General features: G+C 62.1%; 27 protein-coding genes. 11 read left to right on the forward strand and 16 right to left on the reverse strand.

The window, feature by feature from the left end:
• Positions 1 to 46: 46 nt before the first annotated feature.
• Positions 47 to 1024 carry a LysR family transcriptional regulator gene (locus C8J33_RS00995; RefSeq protein ID WP_110799402.1) on the reverse strand — a complete coding sequence of 326 codons (978 nt, stop codon included), beginning with the start codon at positions 1022 to 1024 and terminating at the stop codon, positions 47 to 49.
• Positions 1025 to 1054: 30 nt separating this feature from the next.
• Complete coding sequence (locus C8J33_RS26860) at positions 1055 to 1204, reverse strand: hypothetical protein (RefSeq protein ID WP_165906736.1); 150 nt, start codon at positions 1202 to 1204, stop codon at positions 1055 to 1057.
• Between the two features lie 98 nt (positions 1205 to 1302).
• On the opposite strand from C8J33_RS26860, the gene chvE reads away from it, so the two are divergent.
• From chvE to araD1, 4 genes are all read left to right on the forward strand, one after another.
• A complete protein-coding gene (chvE, locus tag C8J33_RS01000; RefSeq protein WP_110799401.1) occupies positions 1303 to 2370 on the forward strand; it encodes a multiple monosaccharide ABC transporter substrate-binding protein in 1068 nt (355 codons plus the stop codon).
• A 118-nt stretch (positions 2371 to 2488) separates the two neighbouring features.
• On the forward strand, positions 2489 to 4024 hold the full coding sequence (gene mmsA / locus C8J33_RS01005) for a multiple monosaccharide ABC transporter ATP-binding protein (RefSeq protein ID WP_132447705.1): 1536 nt from the start codon (positions 2489 to 2491) through the stop codon (positions 4022 to 4024).
• The gene (mmsB, locus tag C8J33_RS01010) at positions 4024 to 5232 is read left to right on the forward strand and encodes a multiple monosaccharide ABC transporter permease (protein ID WP_110799399.1); all 1209 of its coding nucleotides are present in this window, start codon (positions 4024 to 4026) and stop codon (positions 5230 to 5232) included. Before mmsA ends, mmsB begins: the two co-directional genes overlap by 1 nt.
• Positions 5233 to 5326: 94 nt before the next feature.
• Positions 5327 to 6319: an AraD1 family protein gene (araD1, locus tag C8J33_RS01015; RefSeq protein WP_132662753.1), complete on the forward strand. Its 993-nt coding sequence runs from the start codon at positions 5327 to 5329 to the stop codon at positions 6317 to 6319.
• 43 nt (positions 6320 to 6362) lie between these two features.
• On the opposite strand, the gene C8J33_RS01020 is transcribed toward araD1, so the two are convergent.
• From C8J33_RS01020 to mnmD, 7 genes are all read right to left on the reverse strand, one after another.
• A complete protein-coding gene (locus C8J33_RS01020) occupies positions 6363 to 6695 on the reverse strand; it encodes a type II toxin-antitoxin system VapC family toxin (RefSeq protein WP_281024612.1) in 333 nt (110 codons plus the stop codon).
• A 71-nt stretch (positions 6696 to 6766) separates the two neighbouring features.
• A complete protein-coding gene (locus tag C8J33_RS01025) occupies positions 6767 to 7003 on the reverse strand; it encodes a type II toxin-antitoxin system Phd/YefM family antitoxin (protein WP_165929701.1) in 237 nt (78 codons plus the stop codon).
• A gap of 110 nt (positions 7004 to 7113) precedes the next feature.
• Positions 7114 to 7932: a transglutaminase family protein gene (locus C8J33_RS01030; protein ID WP_132662756.1), complete on the reverse strand. Its 819-nt coding sequence runs from the start codon at positions 7930 to 7932 to the stop codon at positions 7114 to 7116.
• A gap of 19 nt (positions 7933 to 7951) precedes the next feature.
• Positions 7952 to 8890: an alpha-E domain-containing protein gene (locus C8J33_RS01035; RefSeq protein WP_110728393.1), complete on the reverse strand. Its 939-nt coding sequence runs from the start codon at positions 8888 to 8890 to the stop codon at positions 7952 to 7954.
• A gap of 5 nt (positions 8891 to 8895) precedes the next feature.
• Positions 8896 to 10290, reverse strand: coding sequence for a circularly permuted type 2 ATP-grasp protein (locus tag C8J33_RS01040; protein ID WP_165929782.1), 1395 nt, complete (start codon positions 10288 to 10290; stop codon positions 8896 to 8898).
• Between the two features lie 311 nt (positions 10291 to 10601).
• Positions 10602 to 12149 carry a DEAD/DEAH box helicase gene (locus C8J33_RS01045; protein ID WP_165910536.1) on the reverse strand — a complete coding sequence of 516 codons (1548 nt, stop codon included), beginning with the start codon at positions 12147 to 12149 and terminating at the stop codon, positions 10602 to 10604.
• Between the two features lie 298 nt (positions 12150 to 12447).
• A complete protein-coding gene (gene mnmD / locus C8J33_RS01050) occupies positions 12448 to 13200 on the reverse strand; it encodes a tRNA (5-methylaminomethyl-2-thiouridine)(34)-methyltransferase MnmD (protein WP_132662760.1) in 753 nt (250 codons plus the stop codon).
• 38 nt (positions 13201 to 13238) lie between these two features.
• Between mnmD and C8J33_RS01055 the strand changes: the two genes are divergently transcribed.
• Positions 13239 to 14402, forward strand: a complete 1164-nt coding sequence (locus C8J33_RS01055) for an NAD(P)/FAD-dependent oxidoreductase (protein WP_245507030.1) — start codon at positions 13239 to 13241, stop codon at positions 14400 to 14402.
• A 93-nt stretch (positions 14403 to 14495) separates the two neighbouring features.
• Positions 14496 to 15029 carry a tetratricopeptide repeat protein gene (locus C8J33_RS01060; RefSeq protein ID WP_132662761.1) on the forward strand — a complete coding sequence of 178 codons (534 nt, stop codon included), beginning with the start codon at positions 14496 to 14498 and terminating at the stop codon, positions 15027 to 15029.
• A 65-nt stretch (positions 15030 to 15094) separates the two neighbouring features.
• Here C8J33_RS01060 and C8J33_RS01065 read toward each other — a convergent pair whose 3' ends face one another.
• Positions 15095 to 15448, reverse strand: coding sequence for a PRC-barrel domain-containing protein (locus C8J33_RS01065; RefSeq protein ID WP_110799507.1), 354 nt, complete (start codon positions 15446 to 15448; stop codon positions 15095 to 15097).
• Positions 15449 to 15667: 219 nt separating this feature from the next.
• Here C8J33_RS01065 and C8J33_RS01070 point away from each other — a divergent pair, with 219 nt between their 5' ends.
• The 5 genes from C8J33_RS01070 to uraH all read left to right on the forward strand — a co-directional run bounded on the left by C8J33_RS01070 (position 15668) and on the right by uraH (position 19001).
• Complete coding sequence (locus C8J33_RS01070; RefSeq protein WP_132447697.1) at positions 15668 to 16474, forward strand: DUF1045 domain-containing protein; 807 nt, start codon at positions 15668 to 15670, stop codon at positions 16472 to 16474.
• Between the two features lie 138 nt (positions 16475 to 16612).
• Entirely contained in the window at positions 16613 to 17539 is a 927-nt protein-coding gene (gene puuE / locus C8J33_RS01075) for an allantoinase PuuE (protein ID WP_132662762.1), read from the forward strand.
• A 2-nt stretch (positions 17540 to 17541) separates the two neighbouring features.
• Positions 17542 to 18054 (forward strand): 2-oxo-4-hydroxy-4-carboxy-5-ureidoimidazoline decarboxylase, encoded by a 513-nt coding sequence (gene uraD, locus C8J33_RS01080; protein ID WP_132447963.1) that lies wholly within the window; start codon positions 17542 to 17544, stop codon positions 18052 to 18054.
• The gene (locus tag C8J33_RS01085) at positions 18051 to 18557 is read left to right on the forward strand and encodes an ureidoglycolate lyase (RefSeq protein ID WP_422037255.1); all 507 of its coding nucleotides are present in this window, start codon (positions 18051 to 18053) and stop codon (positions 18555 to 18557) included. Before uraD ends, C8J33_RS01085 begins: the two co-directional genes overlap by 4 nt.
• Before the next feature lie 81 nt (positions 18558 to 18638).
• Complete coding sequence (gene uraH, locus C8J33_RS01090) at positions 18639 to 19001, forward strand: hydroxyisourate hydrolase (RefSeq protein ID WP_110799388.1); 363 nt, start codon at positions 18639 to 18641, stop codon at positions 18999 to 19001.
• On the opposite strand, the gene C8J33_RS01095 is transcribed toward uraH, so the two are convergent.
• From C8J33_RS01095 to C8J33_RS01120, 6 genes are all read right to left on the reverse strand, one after another.
• Complete coding sequence (locus tag C8J33_RS01095) at positions 18986 to 20140, reverse strand: alpha-hydroxy acid oxidase (RefSeq protein ID WP_132447694.1); 1155 nt, start codon at positions 20138 to 20140, stop codon at positions 18986 to 18988. The genes uraH and C8J33_RS01095 overlap by 16 nt on opposite strands.
• A gap of 95 nt (positions 20141 to 20235) precedes the next feature.
• Positions 20236 to 21546 carry a guanine deaminase gene (guaD, locus tag C8J33_RS01100; protein ID WP_110799386.1) on the reverse strand — a complete coding sequence of 437 codons (1311 nt, stop codon included), beginning with the start codon at positions 21544 to 21546 and terminating at the stop codon, positions 20236 to 20238.
• Complete coding sequence (locus C8J33_RS01105) at positions 21543 to 22781, reverse strand: urate hydroxylase PuuD (protein ID WP_132662764.1); 1239 nt, start codon at positions 22779 to 22781, stop codon at positions 21543 to 21545. Before C8J33_RS01105 ends, guaD begins: the two co-directional genes overlap by 4 nt.
• 126 nt (positions 22782 to 22907) lie before the next feature.
• Positions 22908 to 23351 carry a hypothetical protein gene (locus tag C8J33_RS01110; protein ID WP_132662765.1) on the reverse strand — a complete coding sequence of 148 codons (444 nt, stop codon included), beginning with the start codon at positions 23349 to 23351 and terminating at the stop codon, positions 22908 to 22910.
• Complete coding sequence (locus C8J33_RS01115; protein WP_110728381.1) at positions 23348 to 23602, reverse strand: hypothetical protein; 255 nt, start codon at positions 23600 to 23602, stop codon at positions 23348 to 23350. The genes C8J33_RS01110 and C8J33_RS01115 overlap by 4 nt, the downstream gene beginning before the upstream one ends.
• A 78-nt stretch (positions 23603 to 23680) precedes the next feature.
• On the reverse strand, positions 23681 to 24577 hold the full coding sequence (locus C8J33_RS01120; RefSeq protein ID WP_132662767.1) for a LysR substrate-binding domain-containing protein: 897 nt from the start codon (positions 24575 to 24577) through the stop codon (positions 23681 to 23683).
• Positions 24578 to 24597 lie beyond the last annotated feature (20 nt).

The raw sequence follows: 24597 nt of genomic DNA on the forward strand, positions 1-24597 counted from the left end.
CACGACAGGATTGCGTAAGCCTGTCCATGCCGAAAGCGGACGCCTGTCAGCCTTTGCTTTCTTGAAGGATCAGGTCGTAGAGGAGCTTGGCGCTCGGCGGCAGTTCGCGACCGCGGGGCGTGATAAGGCTGTAGGGGCGGATGGTGATGGCGAAATCGATCGGGAGGATGCGGATCTCGCCGATGGACGTTCCGTTACTGGCCACCAGTTCCGCCACGTCCTTGGCCACGGGCGCAATCGCATTGGTGTTGCGCACGATGGAAAGAGTCAGGATGATCGAGGACGTGTTGATCGTCGTGGTCGGCAGCGGCACGCCGCTCGTCAGAAAACTATCCTCCACGGATCGCCGCAGCAGCGTGCCGGCCGGCTGGAACACCCAGTCGTAGCCCGGCAGGTCCTCGTGCACGATGACCGGCTTTTCGAGCAGAGGATGGCCCTCGCGGACGATGAGACAGACGTCTTCCGAGCCGATTTCCACAAGGTCGAACTGGCGAGGATCGATATCGTCGGGAATACGGCCGATGACGAAATCGTGGCGCGCTGCCATCAGCTCGCGGATCAGCACGTTGCTGTTCTCCACCTGGATGCTGATCTCGATGCCGGGATAGGCCGTCGTCACCTGGTGCATGGCGGGCACGGCGAGATGCAGGGCAGGGCCCGTGACCGAGCCGAGCGAGACCGAGCCGCCACGGCCCGTCTTCAGCTCGCCGATCTCGCGGGCGGTTTCACGAAGTTCGAGGAAGATGGTGCGCGCGCGTCGGGCGAGCGCCTTGCCGTAGGGCGTGAGTTCGACGCCTCGCGCCACGCGCTCGCAAAGGGGTGCCCGCAGGATCGATTCGATTTCTCCGAGCATGCGTGAAGCTGCCGGTTGCGAGATGCCCAAGGCCTCGGCAGCGGCACTGATCTGGCCCCGATCTTCGATCGCGAGGATCAGATGCAGGTGGACGAGCTTCAAACCCGACTTGAAAACATTGCGCGCTGATGGACCAAAAGGTACAAGCCCTTGATTTTCCGTATCTTCCACGTGGCGTCACCCTCCCAGGTCCTCATCGTGCTAAAAATCACATTCTTTTCGTTTATTATACCAAAAAAAATATGCGCCTACACGAATATTGTATTTGACAGTTATGGAGTTTGATTCCAGTTTGCCGCCGTGTGCGCCGGCGCTTGCGGAGGTTAAAGCCGGGGGGATTTCTTCATCCATTTTCCCTCCACCCTGGAACGATGTTCCGGGTGCGTCCAGCGCCGCACATATCGCGACGGCTCCAGGCCGGCGCGGTCAACACTCCAGGGAGAGACCTTATGAAATTGGTTACATCACTTCTGGCCGCTGCCGCCATCGGCGTCGCGTCCTTCGCCTTCCCGGCTTTCGCGCAGGACAAGGGCACCGTTGGCATTTCCATGCCGACCAAGACCTCGACCCGCTGGATCTCGGACGGCGAGACCATGGAAAAGCTGTTCAAGGAAGCCGGCTACACGGCAGACCTGCAGTTTGCTGACGACGATATCCCGAACCAGCTTGCCCAGATCGAAAACATGGTCACCAAGGGTGCCAAGGTTCTCGTCATCGGCGCCATCGACGGCACGACGCTCTCCGACATTCTCGCCAAGGCTCACGAAGCCGGCGTCAAGGTCATCGCTTACGACCGCCTGATCCGCGACAGCGGCAACGTCGACTACTACGCGACGTTCGACAACTTCCAGGTCGGCGTTCTCCAGGCAACGACGCTCGTCAACGGCCTGAAGCTGGACGGTGCGACCGAGCCGAAGAACGTCGAACTCTTCGGCGGCTCCCCGGACGACAACAACGCCTTCTTCTTCTACGATGGCGCGATGTCCGTTCTCCAGCCGCTGATCGACGCCAAGAAGATCGTCGTCAAGTCCGGCCAGGTTGGCATGGAACAGGTCGGTACGCTGCGTTGGGACGGTGCCGTTGCACAGGCCCGCATGGAAAACCTGCTGTCCTCGACCTACACGGACGCAAAGGTCGATGGCGTTCTCTCCCCCTATGACGGTCTCTCGATCGGCATCATCTCGGCCCTGAAGGGCGTTGGCTACGGCTCCGGCGACATGCCGATGCCGATCGTCACCGGCCAGGACGCCGAGTTGCCTTCGGTCAAGTCGATCATGGCTGGCGAACAGTACTCCACGATCTTCAAGGACACGCGTGAACTGGCCAAGGTTACCGTTGGCATGGTCGATGCCGTGATCAGCGGCAAGGAGCCCCAGATCAACGACACCAAGACCTACGACAACGGCGTCAAGGTCGTCCCGGCCTACCTGCTGAAGCCGGTTGCCGTCGACAAGACCAATGCCAAGGACGTTCTGGTCGGCGCCGGCTACTACACAGCCGAGCAGATCGACAACTAAGCGATCACGCTATCATGGGGTCCGCGATACCCGTCGCGGACCCTTTTGGCATATGGGGAGCCTGACCCTCGGCCGGTCCCACCTCATCACACGACGGACGGCCACTGGAACGCCTGACATGGACAAATACATTCTCGAAATGCGGGGCATCACCAAGACGTTTCCTGGCGTGAAAGCGCTCGACAACGTCAATCTCAAGGTTCGCGAGGGCGAGATCCACGCGCTCGTGGGTGAGAACGGTGCCGGCAAATCGACCCTGATGAAGGTGCTCAGCGGCGTCTATCCCGCCGGCAGCTATGACGGGGACATCGTTTACGACGGCTCGGTTCGGCAGTTCAAGGACATCTCCGACAGCGAGCATCTCGGTATCATCATCATTCACCAGGAACTGGCGCTCGTTCCGCTGCTCTCGATCGGGGAAAATATCTTTCTCGGCAACGAGGTGGCGACCAAGGGCGTCATTGACTGGAAAGAAACATTCGCCCGCACGCGCGAGCTTCTCGCCAAGGTCGGCCTGAAGGAATCGCCTGCAACGCTGATCACCGATATCGGCGTCGGCAAGCAGCAGTTGGTGGAAATCGCCAAGGCGCTGTCGAAGAAGGTGCGCCTGCTGATCCTCGACGAGCCGACCGCGTCGCTCAACGAGACGGATTCGGCAGCCCTGCTTCACCTGCTGATGGAATTCCGCAAGCAGGGCATGACCTCGATCATCATTTCGCACAAGCTGAACGAGATCAAGACGGTCGCCGACAAGATCACCATCCTGCGCGATGGCGGCACGGTGGAAACGCTCGACTGCCACAACGAGGATATCGGCGAAGACCGGATCATCAAAGGCATGGTCGGGCGCGACATGGACGACCGCTATCCACCGCGCGAGCCGAAGATCGGCAATACGCTGCTGGAGGTGAAGAACTGGAACGTCTATCACCAGCACCACCGCGACCGGCAGTTCCTGCATGACGTGAACTTCACGGTTCGCGCCGGCGAAGTCGTCGGCATTGCCGGGCTGATGGGCGCCGGACGGACCGAGACGGCGATGAGCATCTTCGGTCGCTCGTGGGGCCACAAGATTACCGGTGACGTGCTGATGCACGGCAAGCCGGTCGATGTGAGCACCATCCAGAAGGCGATCGAGGCGGGTCTTGCCTATGTCACCGAGGACCGCAAGCATCTGGGCCTCGTGCTGAACAACAACATCATGCACAACACGACGCTCGCCAACCTGCCGGCTGTCGCCAATGGCGGCGTGATCGACGGACACCGCGAGCGCGAGGTCGCCACCGACTATCGCAAGCGCCTGCGCATCCGCTCGCATTCGATCTACCAGGAAACAGTGAACCTCTCGGGCGGCAACCAGCAGAAGGTCGTTCTGTCCAAGTGGCTGTTCACCAATCCCGAAATCCTCATCCTCGACGAGCCGACACGCGGCATCGACGTCGGTGCGAAATACGAAATCTATTCCATCATCAACCAGCTGGCTGCCGAGGGCAAAGGCATTCTCATGATCTCATCCGAGATGCCGGAGCTTCTGGGAACCTGCGATCGCATCTACGTCATGAACGAAGGTCGCATCGTCGCGGAGCTCCCCAAGGGTGAAGCCAGCCAGGAATCCATCATGCGAGCCATCATGCGCTCCGGGGAGAAGCACTAATGGTCCTTGAAACCAGCGCACCAACAAACAAGCCGTCCGTCGGCGCCTATCTGAAAGCCAACATACGCGAATACGGCCTTCTGGTCGCGCTCGTCGTCATCATGTTGTTCTTCCAGTTCGTCACCGGCGGTGTGCTGTTCCGCCCCGTCAACATCACCAACCTGATCCTGCAGAACTCGTTCATCGTCATCATGGCGCTGGGCATGCTGCTGATCATCGTCGCCGGCCATATCGACCTCTCGGTCGGGTCCATCGTCGCCTTTACCGGCGGCCTTTCGGCCGTCATGATGGTGAAATGGGGCATTCACTATTCGCTCGTGGTGCCCCTTTGCCTGGTGCTCGGCGGTCTCGTCGGCGCAGCCCAGGGATACTGGGTCGCCTACCAGAAGATCCCGTCCTTCATCGTGACGCTGGCTGGCATGCTCGTGTTCCGCGGCCTGACCTACCTCATCCTACAGAACCGTCCGATCGGCCCGTTTCCGAAGGAATTCCAGATCCTGTCCACGGGCTTCGTTCCCGACCTGCTCTGGTTTGCGAACCCCAACCCGGCCATCGTCACCAACCTCTTCGCGCTGGTTGCGGTCATCGTCCTCGTCGGCCTCGCCGTCTATTTCGGCCTGAAGGACCGCAGCAACAATGACAAGCATGGTACGGAGAACGAGCCCTTCGTGTTCTTCGCGATCCAGATGGCCATCATCGGCGTCGTCGCGATTTTTCTCGGCTTCCAGCTGTCGACCTATCGCGGCTTCCCGAACGTACTGATCGTCATGGCGCTGCTCATCGCGCTCTACACTTTCATCACCACGCGTTCGACCATCGGCCGGCGCATCTACGCCATGGGCGGTAACGAGAAGGCCGCGAAGCTCTCGGGCATCAACACCGAGCGCCTGACCTTCCTGACCTTCGTGAACATGGGTGTGCTCGCAGCCCTTGCCGGCATGATCATCGCGGCCCGTCTGAACTCCGCGACCCCGAAGGCCGGCGTCGGCTTCGAGCTCGACGTCATCGCGGCCTGCTTCATCGGCGGCGCCTCGGCCTCCGGCGGCGTCGGCAAGATCACCGGTGCGGTCATCGGCGCGTTCATCATGGGCGTCATGAACAACGGCATGTCGATCATGGGCCTCGGCATCGACTACCAGCAGCTCGTCAAGGGCCTGGTTCTACTCGCCGCCGTGTTCTTCGACGTCTACAACAAGAACAAGGGCTGATCGTCGCCCGAAAGGGTTACAGGTCGTTCGAGATCACGCCGCCGTCTGACACGATCAGATGGCGGCGTTTGCATTTGAAACGGGAGAGAACACCATGCTGATGTCGCAGATCCGCAATGAGGACGGCTCGATCACGGTCGCGGTAAGGGAAGAGGGCGAGCCGGCCCGTGCCGTTCGCGGCGCGTTGAGCGTCTACGATCTGGCACGTGAAGCTGCCAACTCCGGCCGGACGTTCGCCGATGTCGTGACGACACGGGGCGTGGCGGGTGTCGTCGATCTGCAGGCGGCATATGCGGAAGGCCGGTTCCTGCCGCCGATCACCCATCCCGATCCGGCGCATCTCCACCTGACCGGCACCGGCCTCACCCATCTCGGTTCCGCCGCCACACGCGACGCGATGCATGCCGCCGCCACGTCCGATGAGGCTGCGATGACCGACTCCATGAAGATGTTTCGGATGGGTCTCGAAGGCGGCAAGCCGAAGCGGGGCGAGACGGGCGTGCAGCTGGAATGGTTCTACAAGGGCAATGGTCTGCAGCTCGCGTCACCGGGCGACGATCTCATCTCGCCCGCCTTCGCCGCCGATGGCGGGGAGGAGCCCGAAATCGCCGGGATCTACATCATCGCCGACAATGGCCAGCCCTTCCGGCTCGGCTTTGCCGTCGCCAACGAGTTTTCCGACCACGTCACCGAGCGGATCAACTATCTCTTCCTTGCCCATTCCAAGCTCCGTCCCGCCAGTTTCGGTCCGGAAATCCGCATCGGCAATGTCCCGCAGGACATCCGCGGCACCTCCCGCATCCTGCGCAACGGCGCCGTCCTGTGGGAGAAACCCTTCCTCGCCGGCGAATCCAACATGTCCCACAGCTTCGCCAACCTCGAATACCACCACTTCAAATACGGCCTCTTCCGCGCGCCGGGCGACGTGCACGTGCATATGTTCGGCACGGCGACCCTGTCGTTCGGGGATGGTGTGCGGACCGAGGCGGGAGATGTGTTCGAGATGGAGGCTGCGGGGTTCGGCCTACCGCTGAGGAACCGGCTGGTGGTCGGGGCTGAGGAGGTGGTGTCGGTGGGTGTGCTTTGAGGCAGGGCTCGGCACGGTTAAGGCTCAGCGGTCGTTCCTGCCGTTATTCGACGATGATACCCATCGCTTTTGCTGCCCGCGACAGTGCCTTGTCGCGTGTGGCAAGCGGCAGACCGCGTCGGGCTGCGATTTCCAGATAGGTTGCGTCGTAGATCGTTAGCCCATGCTCGCGGGCCAGCGGTAAAATCTCGCTGATAGGCCTTGCGATGACGATGGTGTCCGTCTCCGAGGGAAGCTGCGATATCAGGTCCAGCCTCTGGATGAGGCTCGCCGCAGAAATACGTCCGCGGCGCTCGGCAAGCAATAGGACATTGGCGATTTCCATATAAAAGAGTGCAGGAACGACACCTCCGCTTTCGGTGACTCGTTCCGCTATCGCATCGGTTTACGGGCTTGCTTCATCCTCGAAACACCAGGATAGGGCTATGGATGCATCTATAACGATGCTCATTTACGGCCTTCGTCGCGCAGGTCCTCCCAGGAAAGACCGTCCAGTGTTTCCGCCTGCCGCAAAGTTTTAAGTGTGGCAAATATCTCTCGCACGCCCCGTTTCGGATCGTCGTCGACAGCCACCAGCTTCGCAATGGATTTACCGTGCCTGGTGATTGTCACGTCTTCACCATGAGCTGCTTTTTCCAACAACGTGGAAAATTGCGCTTCTGCCTCGAATGCACCGATTTTCATCGCAGCCCCTTCCATTTCCGACCAGAAATTTAAGCCTGAATCATTCCCGTCACAAGGGGTACATCGAGAGGCCTATGATCAAACCCGTCGTAGTTCTGCCGTCCTCCGTATCAACTCTGGCTCTGGCTCTGCCCCTGCTGCTCCACCGTCAGAGCGACCGTCAGCGTCTCGTTCGCAGCCCCGTGGACCAATCCAGAGATGGGGGCGGCGTCGCGGTAGTCGAGGCCGGTGGCGATGCGGACATAGCGTTCGTCGGGGCAAACGTCGTTGGCGGCGTCGAACCCGACCCAGCCGAGACCGGGGAGGTGGGCTTCGGCCCAGGCATGGGTGGCTGACTGCTCGATGCGGTCGTCCATCATCAGGTAGCCGGAGACGTAGCGGGCGGGGAGGCTGACCGAGCGGGCGCAGGCGATGAAGATATGGGCGTGGTCCTGACAGACGCCGATGCCGCGGGTCAGCGCCTCGTCGGCCGTCGTTTCGGTACCGGTCGATCCCGGCTCGAAGACGACGGCCTGGTGGATGGCGCCCATGAGGTTGTGCATCTGCGCGAGGATCCCGTCGCCGGACTGGGACTTGGCGAGATCGCGGATCTGCTTCGTCCGTTTGGTCAGCGGCGTGTCGCGCTGGAAGAGCCAGAGCGGTATGTAGGACTGGTGGGGACCGAACACCCCGGCGCGATCCTCCGTCTCGACCTCGCCGCTGGCAACGATGCGCATGCGGATCTGGTCTCCCATGACGCTGACGAGGGTGACGCGGTTGGCGAAATGATCCTCGTAGCCGACCTCCACCTTCGCGCCTTCCACCGATGTCTCCCAGTTCAGAACCGTCTGTCCCGGCTGGGTGAAGGGCGTGAGGCGAAGCCGCTGCAGCGAGTAGCTGACCGGCTCCGCATAGCTGTATTCGGTCGTATGGGTGATTTTCAGTCGCATGCGCCTGATATGTCCTTGTTCAATAGAACCGGTAGCCGTCGGAGATTTCCTGGCTCAGACGATTGTTCTGGGTGATGAACGTCTCGATATACTCGTGCAGGCCCTGGTCCATAACGTCCTTGATCGAGCAGTTTCGCAGCGATTTCAGCGTGTTCCCCGACGTGTCATGGGCATTGTGCCTCTCGCCGTATTCCCGCTCGAGATAGCCCAGATTGCTGTTGATCTTGTCGTAGCAATAGGCGAGCGACCGCGGCATGCGGCCGTTAAGGATGAGGAAGTCGGCAATGTTCGCCGCCTTGTACTCCGCCTCATAGACCCAGCCGTAGCTGCGATGGGCCGAGACCGAGCGCAGGATCGATTCCCACTGCACGTTGTCGATGGCTGTGCCCACCTGTGACACGGCCGGCAGCAGGACGTAGTATTTCACATCGAGAATGCGGGCGGTGTTGTCGGCGCGCTCGATGAAGGTGCCGATGCGCGAGAAGTTGAACAGGTCGTTGCGCAGCATCGTGCCGTGGAATGCGCCACGGATGAGGCCTGTCTTGCGCTTGATCGCGTCGATGACCTCCGGCAGGTCGGCAGCCTTCACCCTTCGGGCGAGCATGGACTTGAGGTCGAGATAACATTCGTTGACGGCCTCCCATGTCTCGCGCGTCAGCGCCGTGCGCACCATGCGGGCATTGCTGCGGGCGGCTTCGATGCAGGACAGCACGCTCGATGGATTGGTCGTCTCGCGCAGCAGGAAATCGACGGCGTCGGCGCTGGTCGCGCTTTCATAGCGTTGCTCGTAAATGTCGATGACGCCCGAACTCTGGAGCACGCTTTCCCAGTTGTCTTCGCCGAGGTGCGAGCGGGTGAGGGACATGCGCAGTCCGGCATCCACGAGGCGGGCGCTGTTTTCGGCCCGCTCGATATAGCGGAACATCCAATAAAGGCCGTTTGCGGTTCTTCCGAGCATGCCGATCAGTCCTCCAGTACCCAAGTGTCCTTCGTGCCGCCACCCTGGCTGGAATTCACCACCAGAGAGCCGGCCTTCAGGGCCACGCGGGTCAAGCCGCCGGGAATGATCTGCACCTTGTCGGACACCAGCACGTAAGGCCGGAGATCGACGTGGCGCGGCGCGATGCCCTTTTTGACCATGATCGGTACGGTCGAGAGGGAGAGGGTCGGCTGGGCGATGTAGTTGCTCGGGCGCGCCTTCAGCTTGTCGGCAAACAACGCGCGTTCTTTCTTGGAGGCCGTCGGGCCGACCAGCATGCCGTAGCCGCCGGAGCCGTGGACCTCCTTCACGACAAGGTCGGCGAGGTTGTCGAGCACATATTGCAGGCTCGACGGCTCCGAACAGCGCCACGTCGGCACGTTCTCGAGCAGCGCCTTGCGGCCGGTGTAGAACTCCACGATCTCCGGCATGTAGGAGTAGATCGCCTTGTCGTCGCAAATCCCGGTGCCGGGGGCGTTGGCGATGGTGATGTTGCCGGCGCGGTAGACGTCCATGATGCCGGGAATGCCAAGCGCGGATTCCGGCTTGAAGGTCAGCGGATCGAGGTAGTCGTCATCCACGCGGCGGTAGAGCACGTCGATCGCCTCGTAGCCGCGGGTGGTGCGCATCCGGACCTTGCCATCGATGACGCGAAGGTCCGAGCCTTCGACCAGCTCGACGCCCATCATGTCAGCGAGGAACGCATGTTCGTAATAGGCGGAATTGTAGATGCCCGGGGTGAGCACGGCGACGCGCGGCTTGCCCTCGCAGCCGGGAGGAGCGACGGCCGCGAGCGAATGACGCAGCAGATAGGGGTAATTCTCCACCGGCTGCACGCGGTTCTGATAGAACAGCTCGGGGAACATCTGCATCATGGTTTCGCGGTTTTCGAGCATGTAGCTGACGCCGGAGGGCGTGCGGGCATTGTCCTCGAGAACGTAGAACTGGTCTTCGCCGGTGCGTACGATATCGGTGCCGACGATGTGGGTGTAGACCCCGCCCGGCGGCCGCATGCCGACCATCTGCGGCAGGAAGGCATCGTTCTTCTCGATCAATTCGCGCGGAATGCGGCCGGCCTTGATGATTTCCTGCTTGTGGTAGATGTCGTCCAGGAACGCATTGAGCGCGAGCACGCGTTGCTCGATGCCCTGCGCGAGGCGCCGCCATTCGCGCGCGGAGATGATGCGCGGGATGAGATCGAAGGGGATGAGCTTTTCGGCACTGTCGGCGTGGCCATACACCGCAAAGGTGATGCCGGTCTTGCGGAAGATGTTCTCGGCCTCTTTGGACTTGGCGATCAGGCGGGCTCTGTCCTGGTTGGCATACCATTCGTTGTATGTTGCGTAAGGCGGTCGCGGAGTGTTGTCCGCATTCATCATTTCATCGAATGCCAACGGCCTGGTCCCCTTTTTAAGCCATTTGATTACAAGCGCTTTGGCAATGCAAGAAGCATGCTCGTTTCAGACAGAAAGAAATTTTCACCCGTTCTGGCTGTCCCCTCAAGGGGTGACATGGTTTTCAGGTGCAAAATGGCAAGGCGAGTTGCGGGTGTATGCGTCGCTTTTTCGCACATTATCTTCGCAGCTGCTTATCGAATGAGCGTGTGCCTTCCGGCGCAATCATTGTCGTGCAAATGAAAACGGCGGAACTTTCGTTCCGCCGTTTTCCGATCTCTAAAGTGCAGCGTTATTTACGCTTCTTCGCGGCGCGAGCCTTCGCGGCGCTGGGCGGCCTGTGCGCCCGGGCTGCCGGCTGCCGGGCGAGGGCCGCGGCTGGAGGTGCGGGGTGCGCCGCCCGGACGGCCGTTGCGGTTGCCGTTGCGCTTGGCAAGGGCTGCCTGATGCGCGGCCTGCGCAGCCGGGCCCTGGCCCTTGCGGTGCTCACGGCGCTGCGCGCTGTCGTCACCGGCCAGCAGATCGTCGCCTGCAAACGGGCTCGGAGCCTGTGCCACGCGGGCCGGGCGGTTGTTCTCGCCGCCACGACCCTCATTGCGACCTTGGCCGCCACGGTTCTCGCCACGGCCCTGGCCGTTGCGGCCTTCGTTGTTGCTGCCGCGGCCGCCATTGCCGCGCGCATTGCGGGCCGCCGGTGCGCGGGAGATGTTGGCCGGCGCTTCGCCGCTGGCGACCGTGATGGTCATGTTCATCAGCTTTTCGATGTCGCGCAGCAGGCGGGCTTCGTCCGGCGCGCAGAAGGCGATGGCAATGCCGTCACGGCCGGCACGGGCCGTCCGGCCGATGCGGTGGACGTAGGCTTCGGCGACTTCCGGCAGGTCGTAGTTGTAGACATGTGTGATGCCGGGGATGTCGATGCCGCGGGCTGCGACGTCGGTGGCGACCAGAACCTTGATCTCGCCGTCACGGAACGCCTTGAGGGCGCGCTCGCGCTGGCCCTGGCTCTTGTTGCCGTGAATGGAGGCTGCGGAATAGCCGACCGATTCCAGATGCTTCATCAGCTTTTCGGCGCCATGCTTGGTGCGCGAGAAGACGATGGCGCGGCCGTCGGGGTTTGCCGTCAGCGACTGCTTCAGCAGCGTGACCTTGCCATCCTTGCCGTTTACGAAATGCACGAACTGTTCGATCTTGTCGGCAGCCTTGCCAGCGGTGGCGACTTCGACGCGCTTGGGGTCGGTCAGGTAGTCGCCGGCGAGGTCTGCGATCGCCTTCGGCATCGTGGCCGAGAACAGCAGGGTCTGGCGGTTCTTCGGAACGAGCTTAGAGATCTTGCGCAGGTCGTGGATGAAGCCGAGGTCCAGCATCTGGTCGGCTTCGTCGAGCACGAGGTAGCGTGCGGTCGTCAGCGTCACGGCCTTGCGGTTCAGAAGGTCGAGCAGGCGGCCAGGCGTAGCGACGAGGATTTCGACGCCGCGTTCCAGCTGCTGGGTCTGCTTGTTGATGGAGGCGCCGCCGACGACGAGGCCGATACGCAGCGGGCTCTTCTTGACGAAGACCTTCAGGTTGGCGGCGATTTGGTTCACCAGTTCGCGGGTCGGGGCGAGGATCAGGGCGCGGACGTTTCGCGGGTCGGCGCGCTTGCCATCGGCCAGCATGCGCTCGATCATCGGCAGGCCGAATGCGGCGGTCTTGCCGGTGCCGGTCTGTGCGAGGCCGATGAGGTCATGGCCTGCAAGGACGAGCGGAATGGCTTCGGCCTGAATCGGCGTCGGCACGGTGAAACCTTCAAGGGTAAGGTTCGCAACCATCTGCTCGGAGAGGCCAAGGGAAGAAAAATTGGTCAAAGGTATGCCTTTCGGGGCGCCAAACGACAGGGACCGGAACAACGCTTCTCTGCGGTTCCGGGTCATCTGGTTTCAAGAACCCCGCGTGAAATGGGATCTTGGTGGGTTGAAAAAGCTGTCTGCGCTGCGGGTGCCGAATATGGCACGGTCTCATGGGTGCGCTTGGCCTTCGCTACGGAATGACAAAATCCGCTGGGCACGCTCACGCGGCGGCCGGAAGGTGACGCTGGCCCTCATGTCGTTGTTTCCCGGCCGAAAGTCAAGCTGTCTTTTCGCATGTGCGAACAGACCATCAGCCTTAGAGGGTGCGCGCAAGTTCCGCTGGCTTGGTGCCGCACAACATTTCCCGCTTGCCGGCAAAGCCCTTGCGGCGCTCCACCACGAAGCCCGCGGCCTGGAGATTGCGGCGCACGAAGCCGGCGGCGGCGTAAGTGGCAAAGGTGCCGGCTGGTGCCGTGCGGTCGTGCACCGCTGTCATGAGCGCCTGCGACCACATGTCGGGATTGCGCGAGGGTGCGAAACCGTCGAGGTACCAGGCATCGAACGTCTCGGCATAGGTTTCGACACCGTCGATGGCCGAGCCGCAGACGATGGTGAGCGTGACGTCGCTTGCGAGGTCGAGACGGACGCTGCCGGAAAGCGTCTGCGGCCATTCGGCGACCAGCGCGTCGCGCTCATCCGTGATCTCGGGCCAGGCGGAGAGGGCGCGCGCGATGTCTGCCGCCTGCATGGGGAAGCGCTCGAACGAGGTGAAGGCGAGGCGGGCGCGAGCCGGTTTCTCGGCCATCTTCCACTGGCGCCATGTTTCGCAGAAATTGAGACCGGTGCCGAAACCGAGTTCGCCAATGGAGAAGACATGCGCTTCCTTCCAACGCTCCGGCAGGCCGTTACCGTTCAGGAAGACATGACCGCACTCCAGCCGTCCATCCGTGCGGCAATAAAAATGATCGTCAAATTCAACGGAATACGGCATATCGCCGGTGTGCCAGTCGAGTGTCTGGTGGTCCGGTGTCCGAACTTCAACGTCTTTGGTCGGGCGGCTCTCTGTCATGGACAAGCGATAATAAGCCCTGCGGGCAAGGTCAATCGATGGCGGATATGAAGACGGATCTGGTCGTTATCGGCGGGGGCATCATGGGCCTCTGGGCGGCGCTTCATGCGGCGCGCGCGGGGCTTGAGGTTCTGCTCGTGGAGCGGGCGACGATCGGGGCGGGTGCGAGCGGCGGGCTGCTCGGCGCGCTGATGCCGCATACGCCCGACCGCTGGAACGACAAGAAACAGTTCCAGTTCGATGCGTTGGTTTCGCTGGAGGGTGAGATCCGGCGGATGGAGGCCGAGACCGGTCTTTCCGCGGGATACCGGCGAACGGGCCGGCTTATTCCGCTCGCAAAGCCGCATTTACGAGAGATCGCGCTCCGGCAGGTGGTGGATGCGGATGTGAACTGGCGAAGCGGAGAGGTCGGCTTTGCTTGGGGCGTTCTGGATACTGCGCCGGATGGCCTTTTCTCGTCGGATGTCGTCGCGCATGGAGCCGTTTTCGATCAACTGGCCGCACGTGTTTCGCCGCGCGGGCTGCTGCAACTTCTGACGTCCGTGCTCGGCACGATGCCCGGTGTAACCATCCGCGAGGGATGCGCGTCGCGGGAGATCGATCCGCGGCAGGGGCGGGTCGTTCTTGCCGACGGAGCCGTCGTCCATGCCGGGAATATCGTGCTTGCGGCCGGAGTGGGCAGCTTTCCCCTGATCGATAACTTGCAGCCGGTGGAGGGTGCAGAGGCGCGGCCGGCAAGCGGTACGGGCGTGAAAGGGCAGGCGGCGCGGCTTGCGGTCGATCTCGATCCCGCACTGCCGATCCTCTATTCGGATGGCGTCTACGTCATCGCGCATGACACCGGCGGCGTGGCGATCGGCAGCACCAGCGAGGTGGACTACGCCGATCCGTTGTCGACCGATCACAGGCTGGACGATCTGCTCGCGAAGGCGGGGAGACTGGTTCCGGCGCTGGTCGGCGCGCCGGTCATCGAGCGCTGGGCGGGCCTTCGACCCCGAGCCGTGGGCCGGGACCCGATGGCGGGGCCGCATCCCGACTATCCCCGCCTGCATCTCCTGACCGGTGGCTTCAAGATCAGCTTCGGCATCGCGCATCGCCTGGCGCAGGCGGTGGTGGAGCGAATCTGCGGGCGAGGAGAAACAATTGCGTTACCCCTGTCGTTCCGGTGCGAAAGCCATTTTGGCGTTTCGGCGCGCCGCTGAGCATCGTCATCTCCCGGCATTGCCGGCCGCTGTTTGCATCTGTAAGAATCCTCGACAGGAGCGGATGACATTTTCGTCCGCCTGGAGGATTCCATGTCGATGTCCCAACACGTTCTGTCTCTCCTTGCCGGCGCCTGCATCGCCTCCGGGCTTTTCCTCTCGCCGGTCTACGCGGCAGGAGATGACAGCTCTAAAACGCCCGTCTGCAAGAAGGGTGAGATTTACGACCAGAAAACCAAGAAATGCGTCAAGCAGCAGGGTTCGAACCTGACCGACGAGAACAAGGCGGACTATGCTTACGCGCTGGCCAAGGCCGAGCGCTATGCCGAAGCACTTGAGGTTCTGGACACTGTCGACAATCAGGAGACGGCCGAGGTTCTCAACTATCGCGGCTATGCCACGCGCAAGCTGGGACGGACGGACGAGGGGATCGGCTATTACCTGAAATCGGTCGACAAGGACCCGAAATATGCGAAGGTCCGGGAATATCTGGGCGAGGCCTATATCGTAAAAGGCCAGATCGATCTCGCGCGCAGCCAGCTTGAGACCATCAAGTCGATCTGCGGCACCGATTGCGAGGAGTACAAGGATCTTGCAGAGGTCATCGCCGATCCTTCAAAGATCTGAGGCGACATGAAAATGGGCGCTGCCTTCTGGCGCGCCCCTTAACATTGCGGATGATTTACGCACACCTACATCCAGTAGGGCGGCACGCCGTAATAATCGTAGACGAGGCGACCGTTTTCACGGTTCCAGTCATACTCGTCGTCACTGCGATACTTCGGCGCCTTCTCGACCTGTTCACGGGTCAACTCGGTGCGATAGCCGCCAAGCTCTTCGTCATAGCTGAGCTTCGTCCACGGAATCGGGTAGTGATCTTCGCCGATGCCAAGAAAGCCGCCGAAGCCGAGCACCGCGTAGGCAACCTGACCGCTCTGCTTGCCGATGATCAAGCGTTCGATCGAGCCGATGCGCTTGCCATCCGCTCCGTAAACGCGTGTTCCCTCCACCTTGTCGCTGGCGATGAGATCATGGGTCTCGACAATGCTGGCGTCCTGAAGCTTCTGGCTGTTCTCCGGATGACCGGGGCTGTCGCCGTGCAGATTGGGGTTGTGATAGGTCACGTTCCTTCTCCTCTTCTGGCTTGATGTCTGTAAAACGTGCGAATGGCCGTCCGGTTCCGTTGTTTTCGATGCACATAAGAAGCCGTCTTCGTCAGGCTGTCATGCAAATCACGTAGCGCAGGGGGCAAATCGAGGTTTGCCATGCGCTACGCCATTTGCTTCACCCCGCCGATCCATGATCCGCTCTCCGTTGCCGCAGCCGAATGGCTGGGGCGAAACGTCTATTCCGGTGACCTTTGCGAGCAACTGTCGGTGGCAGGCTGCAGCGCGCAGGATGTGGCCTTCTACACCGCGGTGCCGCGTCGCTACGGCTTCCACGGGTCGATCAAGGCGCCGTTTCATCTGGCGACGGACCGGACCGAATCGGCGCTTCTGAAGGCGATGATGCGGTTTGCCGGCGAGATCACTCCGTTCGAGATTCCGGATCTCGAGGTCTCCTGGCTCGGCAGCGCCTTCGGGCTCAGTCCGCGCGTGCCCTGCGAGCCGATGACGCATCTGGCGGCACGGGTCGTCCAGGCTTTCGATGAGTTCCGCGCCCCCTTTACCGAGCAGGATATCGAGCGGCTTGATTCCGACAAGCTGACGGCACCGCAGTTTTCGAACCTGCACCGCTGGGGACATCCTTTCGTCATGGACGAATTCCGGTTCCACATGATGCTGACCGGGCCGATGACGGCTGCCATGCGCGCGAAGATGGAAGGGCCGCTGCGGGCGCAGTTCGAGCCCTTGCTCGCGCAACCGGTAAAGGTTGCGAGCCTTGCGCTGTTCATCGAGCCTGGGGCCGGGGCACCGCTGCGCGTGCATTCCCAGCACCCTCTCGGCAAGCTTTCGGCGCATAAGCCGACGGCGCGCTTTACCGTGCCTTCAGACCCCACGGCCTCGGCGGCGACGCCGGCGCGTGAGGTGCAGATGGCGCAGGCCATGCGGCGGTTGAGCACGAGCGCCTGATCACCGGCGCTGGAGACAGGCGCATCCGACAGACGTGCGAGCGGTGAAGGAATTGCCGATTTCGGCTGTCGATATCGATCTTTATGCCTCGACTTTCCCGCTTCGGATGGTACCGTTTGGCGACAAAGAGGGGTGACCATGGATTTTTCGACACCGCGCGATCTCGTCGGCTACGGCCGTCATCTGCCGGAGGTTCACTGGCCCGGCGAGGCCAGGATCGCCGTTCAATTCGTCGTCAATTACGAGGAAGGCGGCGAGAGCACGATCATGGATGGCGAGAAGGCCTCCGAATCGCTGCTGTCGGAAATCGTCGGCGCACAGCCCTGGCCGGGGCAGCGCAACCTCAACATGGAATCGATCTACGAATACGGCTCGCGCGCCGGCTTCTGGCGGCTGTGGCGCCTGTTCACCAGCCGCAATGTGCCGGTGACGGTTTACGGCGTGACGCTGGCGATGGCACGTAACCCGGACGCGGTTGCCGCCATGAAGGAAGCCGACTGGGAAATCGCCAGCCACGGCTATCGCTGGCTGGAATACAAGGACTTTACCGAGGAGGAGGAGCGCCGTCACATCGCCGACGCCGTGCGGCTGCACACGGAGCTCACCGGCTCGCATCCGCTTGGCCTCTATCAGGGCAAGCCTTCCGACAATACGCTGAAGCTGGTCATCGAGGAGGGCGGTTTCCTCTATTCTTCCGACAGCTATGCCGACGAACTGCCCTATTGGGTGCCCGGCAAGACGCCGGAGACGCCGCATCTTATCATTCCCTATACGCTTGACGCCAACGACATGCGGTTCGCCACGCCGCAGGGGTTCAATTCCGGCGATCAGTTCTTCACCTATCTCAAGGACACGTTCGACGTGCTCTATGAGGAGGGTGCCGAGGGGAGCCCGAAGATGATGAATATCGGCCTCCACTGCCGCCTCGTCGGACGTCCCGGGCGGGCAGCGGCGCTGGCGCGCTTCGTTGATTACGTGCTTTCCAAGGACAAGGTGTGGATCGCCAAGCGGATCGACATCGCCCGCCATTGGCATGCGCATCACAAGCCGGAGGCTGGCCTGTGAGCATCGAGAAGGACAGCGCCGAAGGGCGGGCCTTCATCGGCCAGTTCGGCGGCATCTTCGAGCATTCGCCATGGGTTTCGGAAGAGGCACTCGACGGGCTGCCGGATGGTCCGCTGACGGCTGCCGCCGTGCATGCGGCCATGGTGCAGGCCTTTCGGGCTGCCTCGACTGAGAAGCGGCTGCAGGTCCTGCGCGCGCATCCTGATCTTGCCGGCCGTCTGGCGATTGCCGGCGGGCTGACCGCCGATAGCAAGGCGGAGCAGGCCTCGGCCGGTCTCGATCGCCTGACGCCGGAGGAGCACGAACGCTTCACCACCTGCAATGCGATCTATACCGACAAGTTCGGCTTCCCCTTCATCATCGCCGTGCGCGGTAAGACGAAGGACGACATTCTCGCGGCATTCCAGGCGCGTCTGGACAACACACCGGACGAGGAATTCGCGACGGCCACAGCCGAGGTCGAGACGATCGCGCGGCTGCGGCTCGACGCTCTCCTTCCCGGATCGCGGACGTGAGCGGGTTGGTCCTGCCCATCGAGCCGCTGACGGCAGAGGCCTTCGCGCCCTTCGGCAGCGTCATCGAGGCTGACCCCAAGACGATGCGGCTCATCAATGGCGGCACGACGGAGCGGTTTCATGCGCTCGGCAAGGCGGAAGCCGCTGGTGAGGATGCGCGCGTCATCATCAACATCTTTCGCGGGCAGCCCCGGTTGTTCCCCTACGTCGTCGACATGATGGAGCGGCACCCCTGGGGTTCGCAGAGCTTCATTCCGCTCGACAACCGGTCGTGGCTGGCGGTCGTGGCGCAAGACGAGGATGGCCAGCCCGGTCGTCCGCGGGTGTTCGCCTGCTCGGGCCGTCAGGGTGTGCATTATGGCCGCAACGTCTGGCACCACCCGCTGGTCGCAGTCGGTGCCGTCAGCGATTTTCTCGTGGTCGATCGCGAGGGGAGCGAGCATAATCTGGAAGAGATCTTCTTCAAGACGCCCTTCACGATCGCGGCGTCTTCGCTGTCGTGAGTCCGACCGCTCGTTCATTTTAAACGCGTTCCACCGCTCCCATCGGCATCCGGCCGGTCGGGTCTCCTGAAAGAGGTCATCATGATCACCACCGGCCGCCTGACCACCCATGTTCTCGATACGGCGCTCGGCCGCCCTGCGGCCGGCCTGCAGGTCGCGCTTTTCCACATCGAGGGCGAGGCGCGCACGCTGTTGAAGATCGTGGCGACGAACGGCGACGGACGGGTGGACGCGCCGCTTCTGGAGGGCGATGCCCTTGTGCGTGGGACCTATGAGCTCGTCTTCCACGCAGGCGATTACCTCAAGGCGAGCGGAACGGCGCTTTCCGATCCGCCCTTCCTCGATATCATCCCTTTGCGCTTCGGCATCGCCGACCCTGCGGCGCATTATCACGTGCCGCTGCTGCTCTCGCCCTACAGCTACTCCACCTACCGGGGAAGCTGACCGGCGTCAGAATCGAGGATATCCCTGTCGACGTCGAGGATGTCGCGCTTGCCGCAGAGCGCCATGGTGATGTCGAGTTCCTTGCGCAGGATGTCGAGCGCGAGACGCACGCCGGTCTTGCCGCCGGCGCCGAGGCCGTAGAGGAACGGGCGGCCGATATAGGTGCCGCGCGCGCCGAGGGCGACGGCCTTCAAGATGTCCTGGCCCGAGCGGATGCCGCCATCGATATGAATCTCGATATCGCCGCCGACGGCATCGACGATGCGGGGCAGCATTGAAATCGAGGACGCCGCACCATCCAGCTGACGTCCGCCATGGTTGGAGACAATGATCGCATCCGCACCGGTCTTTGCCGCCATGCGGGCGTCTTCTGGATCGAGGATGCCCTTCAGGATCAGCGGGCCGCCCCAGAGCTGCTTGATCCAGGCGACGTCGTCCCAGGAGAGTTTCGGGTCGAACTGCTCGGCCGTCCAGGCGGACAAGGAGGAGAGATCCGAAACGTTCTTGGCATGGCCGACGATGTTGCCGAAGCCGCGCCGCTGGGTCTTCATCATCTTCAGGCACCAGCCGGGCCGCGTCGCCATCTGCCAGATATGCTTGGGCGTGAACTTCGGCGGCGCGGAGAGACCGTTGCGCAGGTCCTTGTGACGCTGCCCGAGGATCTGCAGATCGAGCGTCAGCACCAGCGCCGAGCATTTCGCCGCCTTGGCGCGGTCGATGAGATTGCGGACGAAATCGCGGTCCTTCATCACGTAAAGCTGAAACCAGAACGGCTTGGTCGTGACCGAGGCGACGTCCTCGATCGAACAGATACTCATGGTGGACAGCGTGAACGGCACGCCGAACTCTTCCGCCGCCTGCGCCGCCAGCATCTCGCCATCGGCGTGCTGCATTCCGGTCAAGCCTGTGGGGGAGAGCGCCACCGGCATCGAGACTTTCTGCCCGATCATGGTGGTGGCCAGCGACCGGTTGGTCATATCGACCAGCACCCGTTGGCGCAGCTTGATCTTGTGGTAATCCGCCTCGTTGGCGCGATAGGTACCCTCCGTCCAGGCGCCGCTATCGGCATAATCGAAGAACATCTTTGGCACACGACGTTTTGCCAGAGCTTTCAGGTCGCTGATTTCGAGGGACGGCATGGGCAAGCTCCGCAGTGGGTTGTCGTTTGTCTCCTATCACGCCGGATGCCGGGCGTTAAGCGCCTGCGGAGTAACTGGTCAATAAAATTTACCAGTCAGGCAAGCTTGGTCTTTGCCGCGCGTCCGGCGACGTAGGTTTCCACCACGGCACGGTCGTCGCCCATGGTCTGCAGCAGGAAAAGCTCGTCGGAGAGGGAGGTGACGACCTCCGCTTTCAGCGCCATGGCCGGCGTTGCCGCCATGTCGAGCACGATGAGATCGGCGTCGGTTCCTGGCTCCAGCGTGCCGATGCGCTCCGACAGCGACAGGGCCTCGGCATTGCCGAGCGTCAGATAGTAATAGCTGTCGAACGGGTTCAGCCGCTCGCCCAGCAATTGCTGGATCTTGTAGGCCTCGTCCATGGTGCGCAGCATGGAGTAGCTCGATCCGCCGCCGATATCGGAGGCGACGGAGATGCGGACCGGCTTTTCCCGTCGTGCCAGCTCCTTCAGCGGGAACAAGCCGGAGCCGAGGAAGAGATTGGATGTCGGGCAATGCACCGCGATGGAGCCCGTCTCGCTCATCGCATCCCGCTCGCGCTCCGACAGGTGAATGGCATGGCCGAACAGGGATTTTTGCCCCATCAGGCCGTAACGGGCGTAGACGTCGGTATAGTCGGCGGCGTCGGGATAGAGCGAGAGGGTGTAGTCGATCTCGTCGCGGTTTTCCGACAGGTGGGTCTGGATGTGCAGGTCGGGGAACTCGGCGGCGAGCGCCTGCGCGGCCGACATCTGTTCCGGCGTCGAGGTGATCGCGAAGCGGGGGGTGATGGCGACGTGGTTGCGGCCCTTGCCGTGCCATTGGGCGATGACCGCGCGCGTCTCGTCATAGCCCATCTCGGGCGTGTCGAGCAGCCCCTGTGGCGCGTTGCGGTCCATCATCACCTTGCCGGCGACCATGCGCATGTCGTGCTTCATGGCTTCCGCGAAAAAGGCATCGGCCGAGGTCTTGTGAACGGAGCAGTAGGCGACCGCCGTCGTCGTGCCATGGCGGATCATTTCATCGAAGAAATGTACCGCGATACGCTGCGCATGCGCCGTCTCCACGAAGCGGCATTCCTCAGGGAATGTGTAGGTGTTCAGCCATTCCAGCAGATTGGCCGCATAGGAGCCGATGACCTGCATCTGCGGAAAGTGGACATGGGTATCGATGAAGCCCGGCAGGATGAGGTGCGGCCTGTGGTCGATCTCGACGGCATCTTCGGGCGCCTGCTCGCGCACGGCGTCGTAGGTTCCGCTGGTGACGATCAGGCCGTCGCGCAGAAGCAGCGCGCCGTCGGTCTCGTAGGCATAGGCTTGGGCATCGTCCATCGACAGGGGGCGGCGGCGGAAGGTGAGCGTGCGGCCGCGAAGAAGCGTAGATGTCATCGTATGGTGGTTCCCGCGGCGCTTTCGAACCAGGCGGCGATCAGCGCGCGTTCGTCGGCCGTCATGTCGGTGAGGTTGCCGGGCGGCATGGCGTGGCTGCGGCCGGCCTGCAGGTAGATTTCGCGGGCGTGGGCGGCGATCTCGCCATCATTTTCCAGCATCACACCCTTGGGTGCCCGCACGAGGCCCTCGTAAACCGGTTCGGCCGCATGGCACATGGAGCAGCGGGTGGAGACCGTGTCGCGCACGGCGGGGAAATGGGCGTTTTCGGCGAAGCGGGCGAAGGCCGGGGGAACGGCTGCGGTCTCCGCCGCCGTGCCCGGCAGCTTCGGTGCTGTCGAGAGCCACATGATGAGGATGAAGAGAAGGACTGTGACGAGCCATGTCCAGGTCGGGCGGCCCTTGCGGGCGTGGGTGGTGTTGAACCAGTGGCGGATGGTGACGCCCATGAGGAACACCAGCGCCGCGATGATCCAGCTATAGGCCGTGGCGAAGGCCAGCGGATAGTGGTTCGACAGCATGAAGAAGATGACGGGCAGCGTCAGGTAGTTGTTGTGCAGCGAGCGCTGCTTGGCGATCGCACCGTATTTCGGGTCGGGCGTGCGCCCGGCAATGAGGTCCGCCACCACGATGCGCTGGTTGGGCATGATGATGAAGAAGACGTTGGCCGACATGATGGTGGCCGTGAAGGCGCCGAGATGCAGGAAGGCGGCGCGGCCGGTAAAGACCTGCGTATAGCCCCAGGCCATCGCGACCAGCGCCACATAGAGCAGGCCCATCAGCGTCCACGTGTTCTTGCCGAGCGGCGACTTGCAGAGCAGGTCGTAAAACAGCCAGCCTACTCCGAGAGAAGCGAGCGACAGGAGGATCGCGGTGGTGGAGGAGATGTCGAGCACGTGGCGATCGACGAGGAACAGGTCGGCGCCGCCGTAATAGACCAGACAGAGGAGGGCAAAGCCGGACAGCCAGGTGGTGTAGGCCTCCCATTTAAACCAGGTCAGGTGCTCCGGCATCATGGCCGGGGCGACCAGATATTTCTGGATATGGTAGAATCCGCCACCATGGACCTGCCATTCCTCGCCATAGGCCCCAACCGGCAGATGGGCGCGCTTCACCAGTCCGAGATCGAGCGCGATGAAGTAGAAGGAGGAGCCGATCCAGGCGATCGCTGTGATCACGTGCAGCCAGCGCACGGCAAAAGCCAGCCATTCCCACACGATGGCGTATTCGTACATTCCTGTCCCCTTTCATGCCCCCCGACCGTCACATTGCGAGAATTTTCAGGGCGAGGGAAGGGGCGCTTTCTCAAAGATCCGCGTGCTCGACAAGATATTTGGTGGCGAGTGCGATATCAACACGGATCAAGAGTCCCGAGGGGTGAACGAGAGCTTCTTCCGTTTGTTTTCAGCGAGGATCGCCGATTTGATGCGCTCGAAGAACGCTTGAGGGACGAACCCGTAGTCGACACGCTCTGGAATATCTAGTCTCGGGCGTAAATCGTAGCCGGGCCAGATGAAGCGGTTGAGCTGCGTTAGCCGAACCCAATGGCGACCATCGTCCAATCCCAGGGTCCGAGCGACGGCTTGAGGCATTTCGAGTGACGTCGATATCTCGTCAGGTCCGGGGGCGGAATGCGTGATAGGCACGACAACGACCTGGATCTCCGCCGTCTCCCTGACATTCGCAGCCAGAACAATGGCGCATGGTCTGTCCTTGGCTGCTTCGTACCTGCCTTTGTCATGATCCTCCTTCCAGAGGAACGCATATCGAACCACCAGACCCGGTGCCGGCGCCGGTAATTTCACGCCGGCGAAACGCCATAGCGGGCATTTTCGAGATCCGATATCGTCTCGTCGTCTAGTTCGCCGACCACAAGGACTTCGCGCTCCCTGCGTTTCAGCCTTTTGTAGTGCTCAAGTTCACTGGCAGAGAGATAGCCACCGACAACCCGCCCGTGGCTGGTGATTTCAATCATCTTCTCGGTAATGGCCTCGTCCTGATAGCGCGCAAAGCCACGCGAAAAGACGGTTGCCGGGATTCTCAGAGCCTCGGACATCGACATCTCCTTTTCTGAGTAAAATACGTAAAATACAAAAATCGTCAAGGTTGAACGGGAGTCGTATCACCGCAGTCGTTACTTTTGAGCCGTGGCAAACTCCTCTAAAATCCAGTCGCGGAAATCACGGATCTTGCGGACGTTGCGGCGTGCTTCCGGATAGACCAGCCAGTAGTGAAACCCGTCATTTGCGGCGGTGGCAAAGGGCTGGATGAGGCGGCCGCTGGCCAGATCATCGGTGTAGAAAGCCGGGGTGAGCATCGCTACGCCTTGGCCGGCAATGGCAAGGCCCGCCTCGTAGAGTTGCGCGCCCATCTTGCTCGGCGTCTGGTGGCTCAGATCGGGCAGCGGATGGCCGATGGCGGTAAACCAAAGCGGCCACCAGGGGTCGGCAGGATCGATGATCCGGAGTTTGAGAAGATCGGCGGGCGTTTCGATGCCGCCGATACTGTCCGCCAGTTTCGGACTGAGCATGGGCGTAAAATCGACCGGCATCAGCGGGTGTGAGACAAGGCCCGGCCAATTGCCGTGACCGGCCCTCAATGCGACGTCGGCGCCTTCGCGCGCGAGATCGATCACATGCTGCGTCGTCGTCAGCCTGACGGCGATCCTGGAATGGCGAAGTTGGAAGGCGCCAAGATGGCGCGACAGCCAGAGCATGGCGAAGGTCGGCGTTGCATTGATATCCAGCGTTTCCATAGCCGTTTCGCGCGCCGCCGACACGGCCTCTCCCAGAAGGTCAAACCCTTGGGCGACCTTCGGCAGCAGCCGTTCGCCGGTCTCCGTCAGCGTGATCTGGCGCGGACGGCGCAGGAAGAGGGGTTCGCCGATGTTCTCCTCGAGAAGTTTGATCTGATAGCTGACAGCGGTCTGGGTGAGGCCGAGTTCCTCGCCGGCACGGGTGAAGCTCGACAAGCGGGCGACCGCCTCAAACACACGCAGGGCATTCAGCGGGAACTGGCGGGACATCTTCATGGATCAGTTCTCTTGATGGC

The sequence above is a fragment of the Rhizobium sp. PP-CC-3G-465 genome (assembly GCF_004343445.1).
GTDB classification, from domain to species: Bacteria; Pseudomonadota; Alphaproteobacteria; order Rhizobiales; family Rhizobiaceae; genus Ferranicluibacter; species Ferranicluibacter rubi.

Bases quoted from the DNA above. Each gene is read 5' to 3' on its own strand.
- C8J33_RS26860 (WP_165906736.1), bottom strand. From the start codon at position 1,204: ATGGATGAAGAAATCCCCCCGGCTTTAACCTCCGCAAGCGCCGGCGCA.
- chvE (WP_110799401.1), top strand. From the start codon at position 1,303: ATGAAATTGGTTACATCACTTCTGGCCGCTGCCGCCATCGGCGTCGCG.
- mmsA (WP_132447705.1), top strand. From the start codon at position 2,489: ATGGACAAATACATTCTCGAAATGCGGGGCATCACCAAGACGTTTCCT.
- mmsB (WP_110799399.1), top strand. From the start codon at position 4,024: ATGGTCCTTGAAACCAGCGCACCAACAAACAAGCCGTCCGTCGGCGCC.
- araD1 (WP_132662753.1), top strand. From the start codon at position 5,327: ATGCTGATGTCGCAGATCCGCAATGAGGACGGCTCGATCACGGTCGCG.
- C8J33_RS01025 (WP_165929701.1), bottom strand. From the start codon at position 7,003: ATGAAAATCGGTGCATTCGAGGCAGAAGCGCAATTTTCCACGTTGTTG.
- C8J33_RS01030 (WP_132662756.1), bottom strand. From the start codon at position 7,932: ATGCGACTGAAAATCACCCATACGACCGAATACAGCTATGCGGAGCCG.
- C8J33_RS01035 (WP_110728393.1), bottom strand. From the start codon at position 8,890: ATGCTCGGAAGAACCGCAAACGGCCTTTATTGGATGTTCCGCTATATC.
- C8J33_RS01040 (WP_165929782.1), bottom strand. From the start codon at position 10,290: ATGATGAATGCGGACAACACTCCGCGACCGCCTTACGCAACATACAAC.
- mnmD (WP_132662760.1), bottom strand. From the start codon at position 13,200: ATGACAGAGAGCCGCCCGACCAAAGACGTTGAAGTTCGGACACCGGAC.
- C8J33_RS01055 (WP_245507030.1), top strand. From the start codon at position 13,239: ATGGCGGATATGAAGACGGATCTGGTCGTTATCGGCGGGGGCATCATG.
- C8J33_RS01060 (WP_132662761.1), top strand. From the start codon at position 14,496: ATGTCGATGTCCCAACACGTTCTGTCTCTCCTTGCCGGCGCCTGCATC.
- C8J33_RS01070 (WP_132447697.1), top strand. From the start codon at position 15,668: ATGCGCTACGCCATTTGCTTCACCCCGCCGATCCATGATCCGCTCTCC.
- puuE (WP_132662762.1), top strand. From the start codon at position 16,613: ATGGATTTTTCGACACCGCGCGATCTCGTCGGCTACGGCCGTCATCTG.
- uraH (WP_110799388.1), top strand. From the start codon at position 18,639: ATGATCACCACCGGCCGCCTGACCACCCATGTTCTCGATACGGCGCTC.
- C8J33_RS01095 (WP_132447694.1), bottom strand. From the start codon at position 20,140: ATGCCGTCCCTCGAAATCAGCGACCTGAAAGCTCTGGCAAAACGTCGT.
- guaD (WP_110799386.1), bottom strand. From the start codon at position 21,546: ATGACATCTACGCTTCTTCGCGGCCGCACGCTCACCTTCCGCCGCCGC.
- C8J33_RS01105 (WP_132662764.1), bottom strand. From the start codon at position 22,781: ATGTACGAATACGCCATCGTGTGGGAATGGCTGGCTTTTGCCGTGCGC.
- C8J33_RS01115 (WP_110728381.1), bottom strand. From the start codon at position 23,602: ATGTCCGAGGCTCTGAGAATCCCGGCAACCGTCTTTTCGCGTGGCTTT.
- C8J33_RS01120 (WP_132662767.1), bottom strand. From the start codon at position 24,577: ATGAAGATGTCCCGCCAGTTCCCGCTGAATGCCCTGCGTGTGTTTGAG.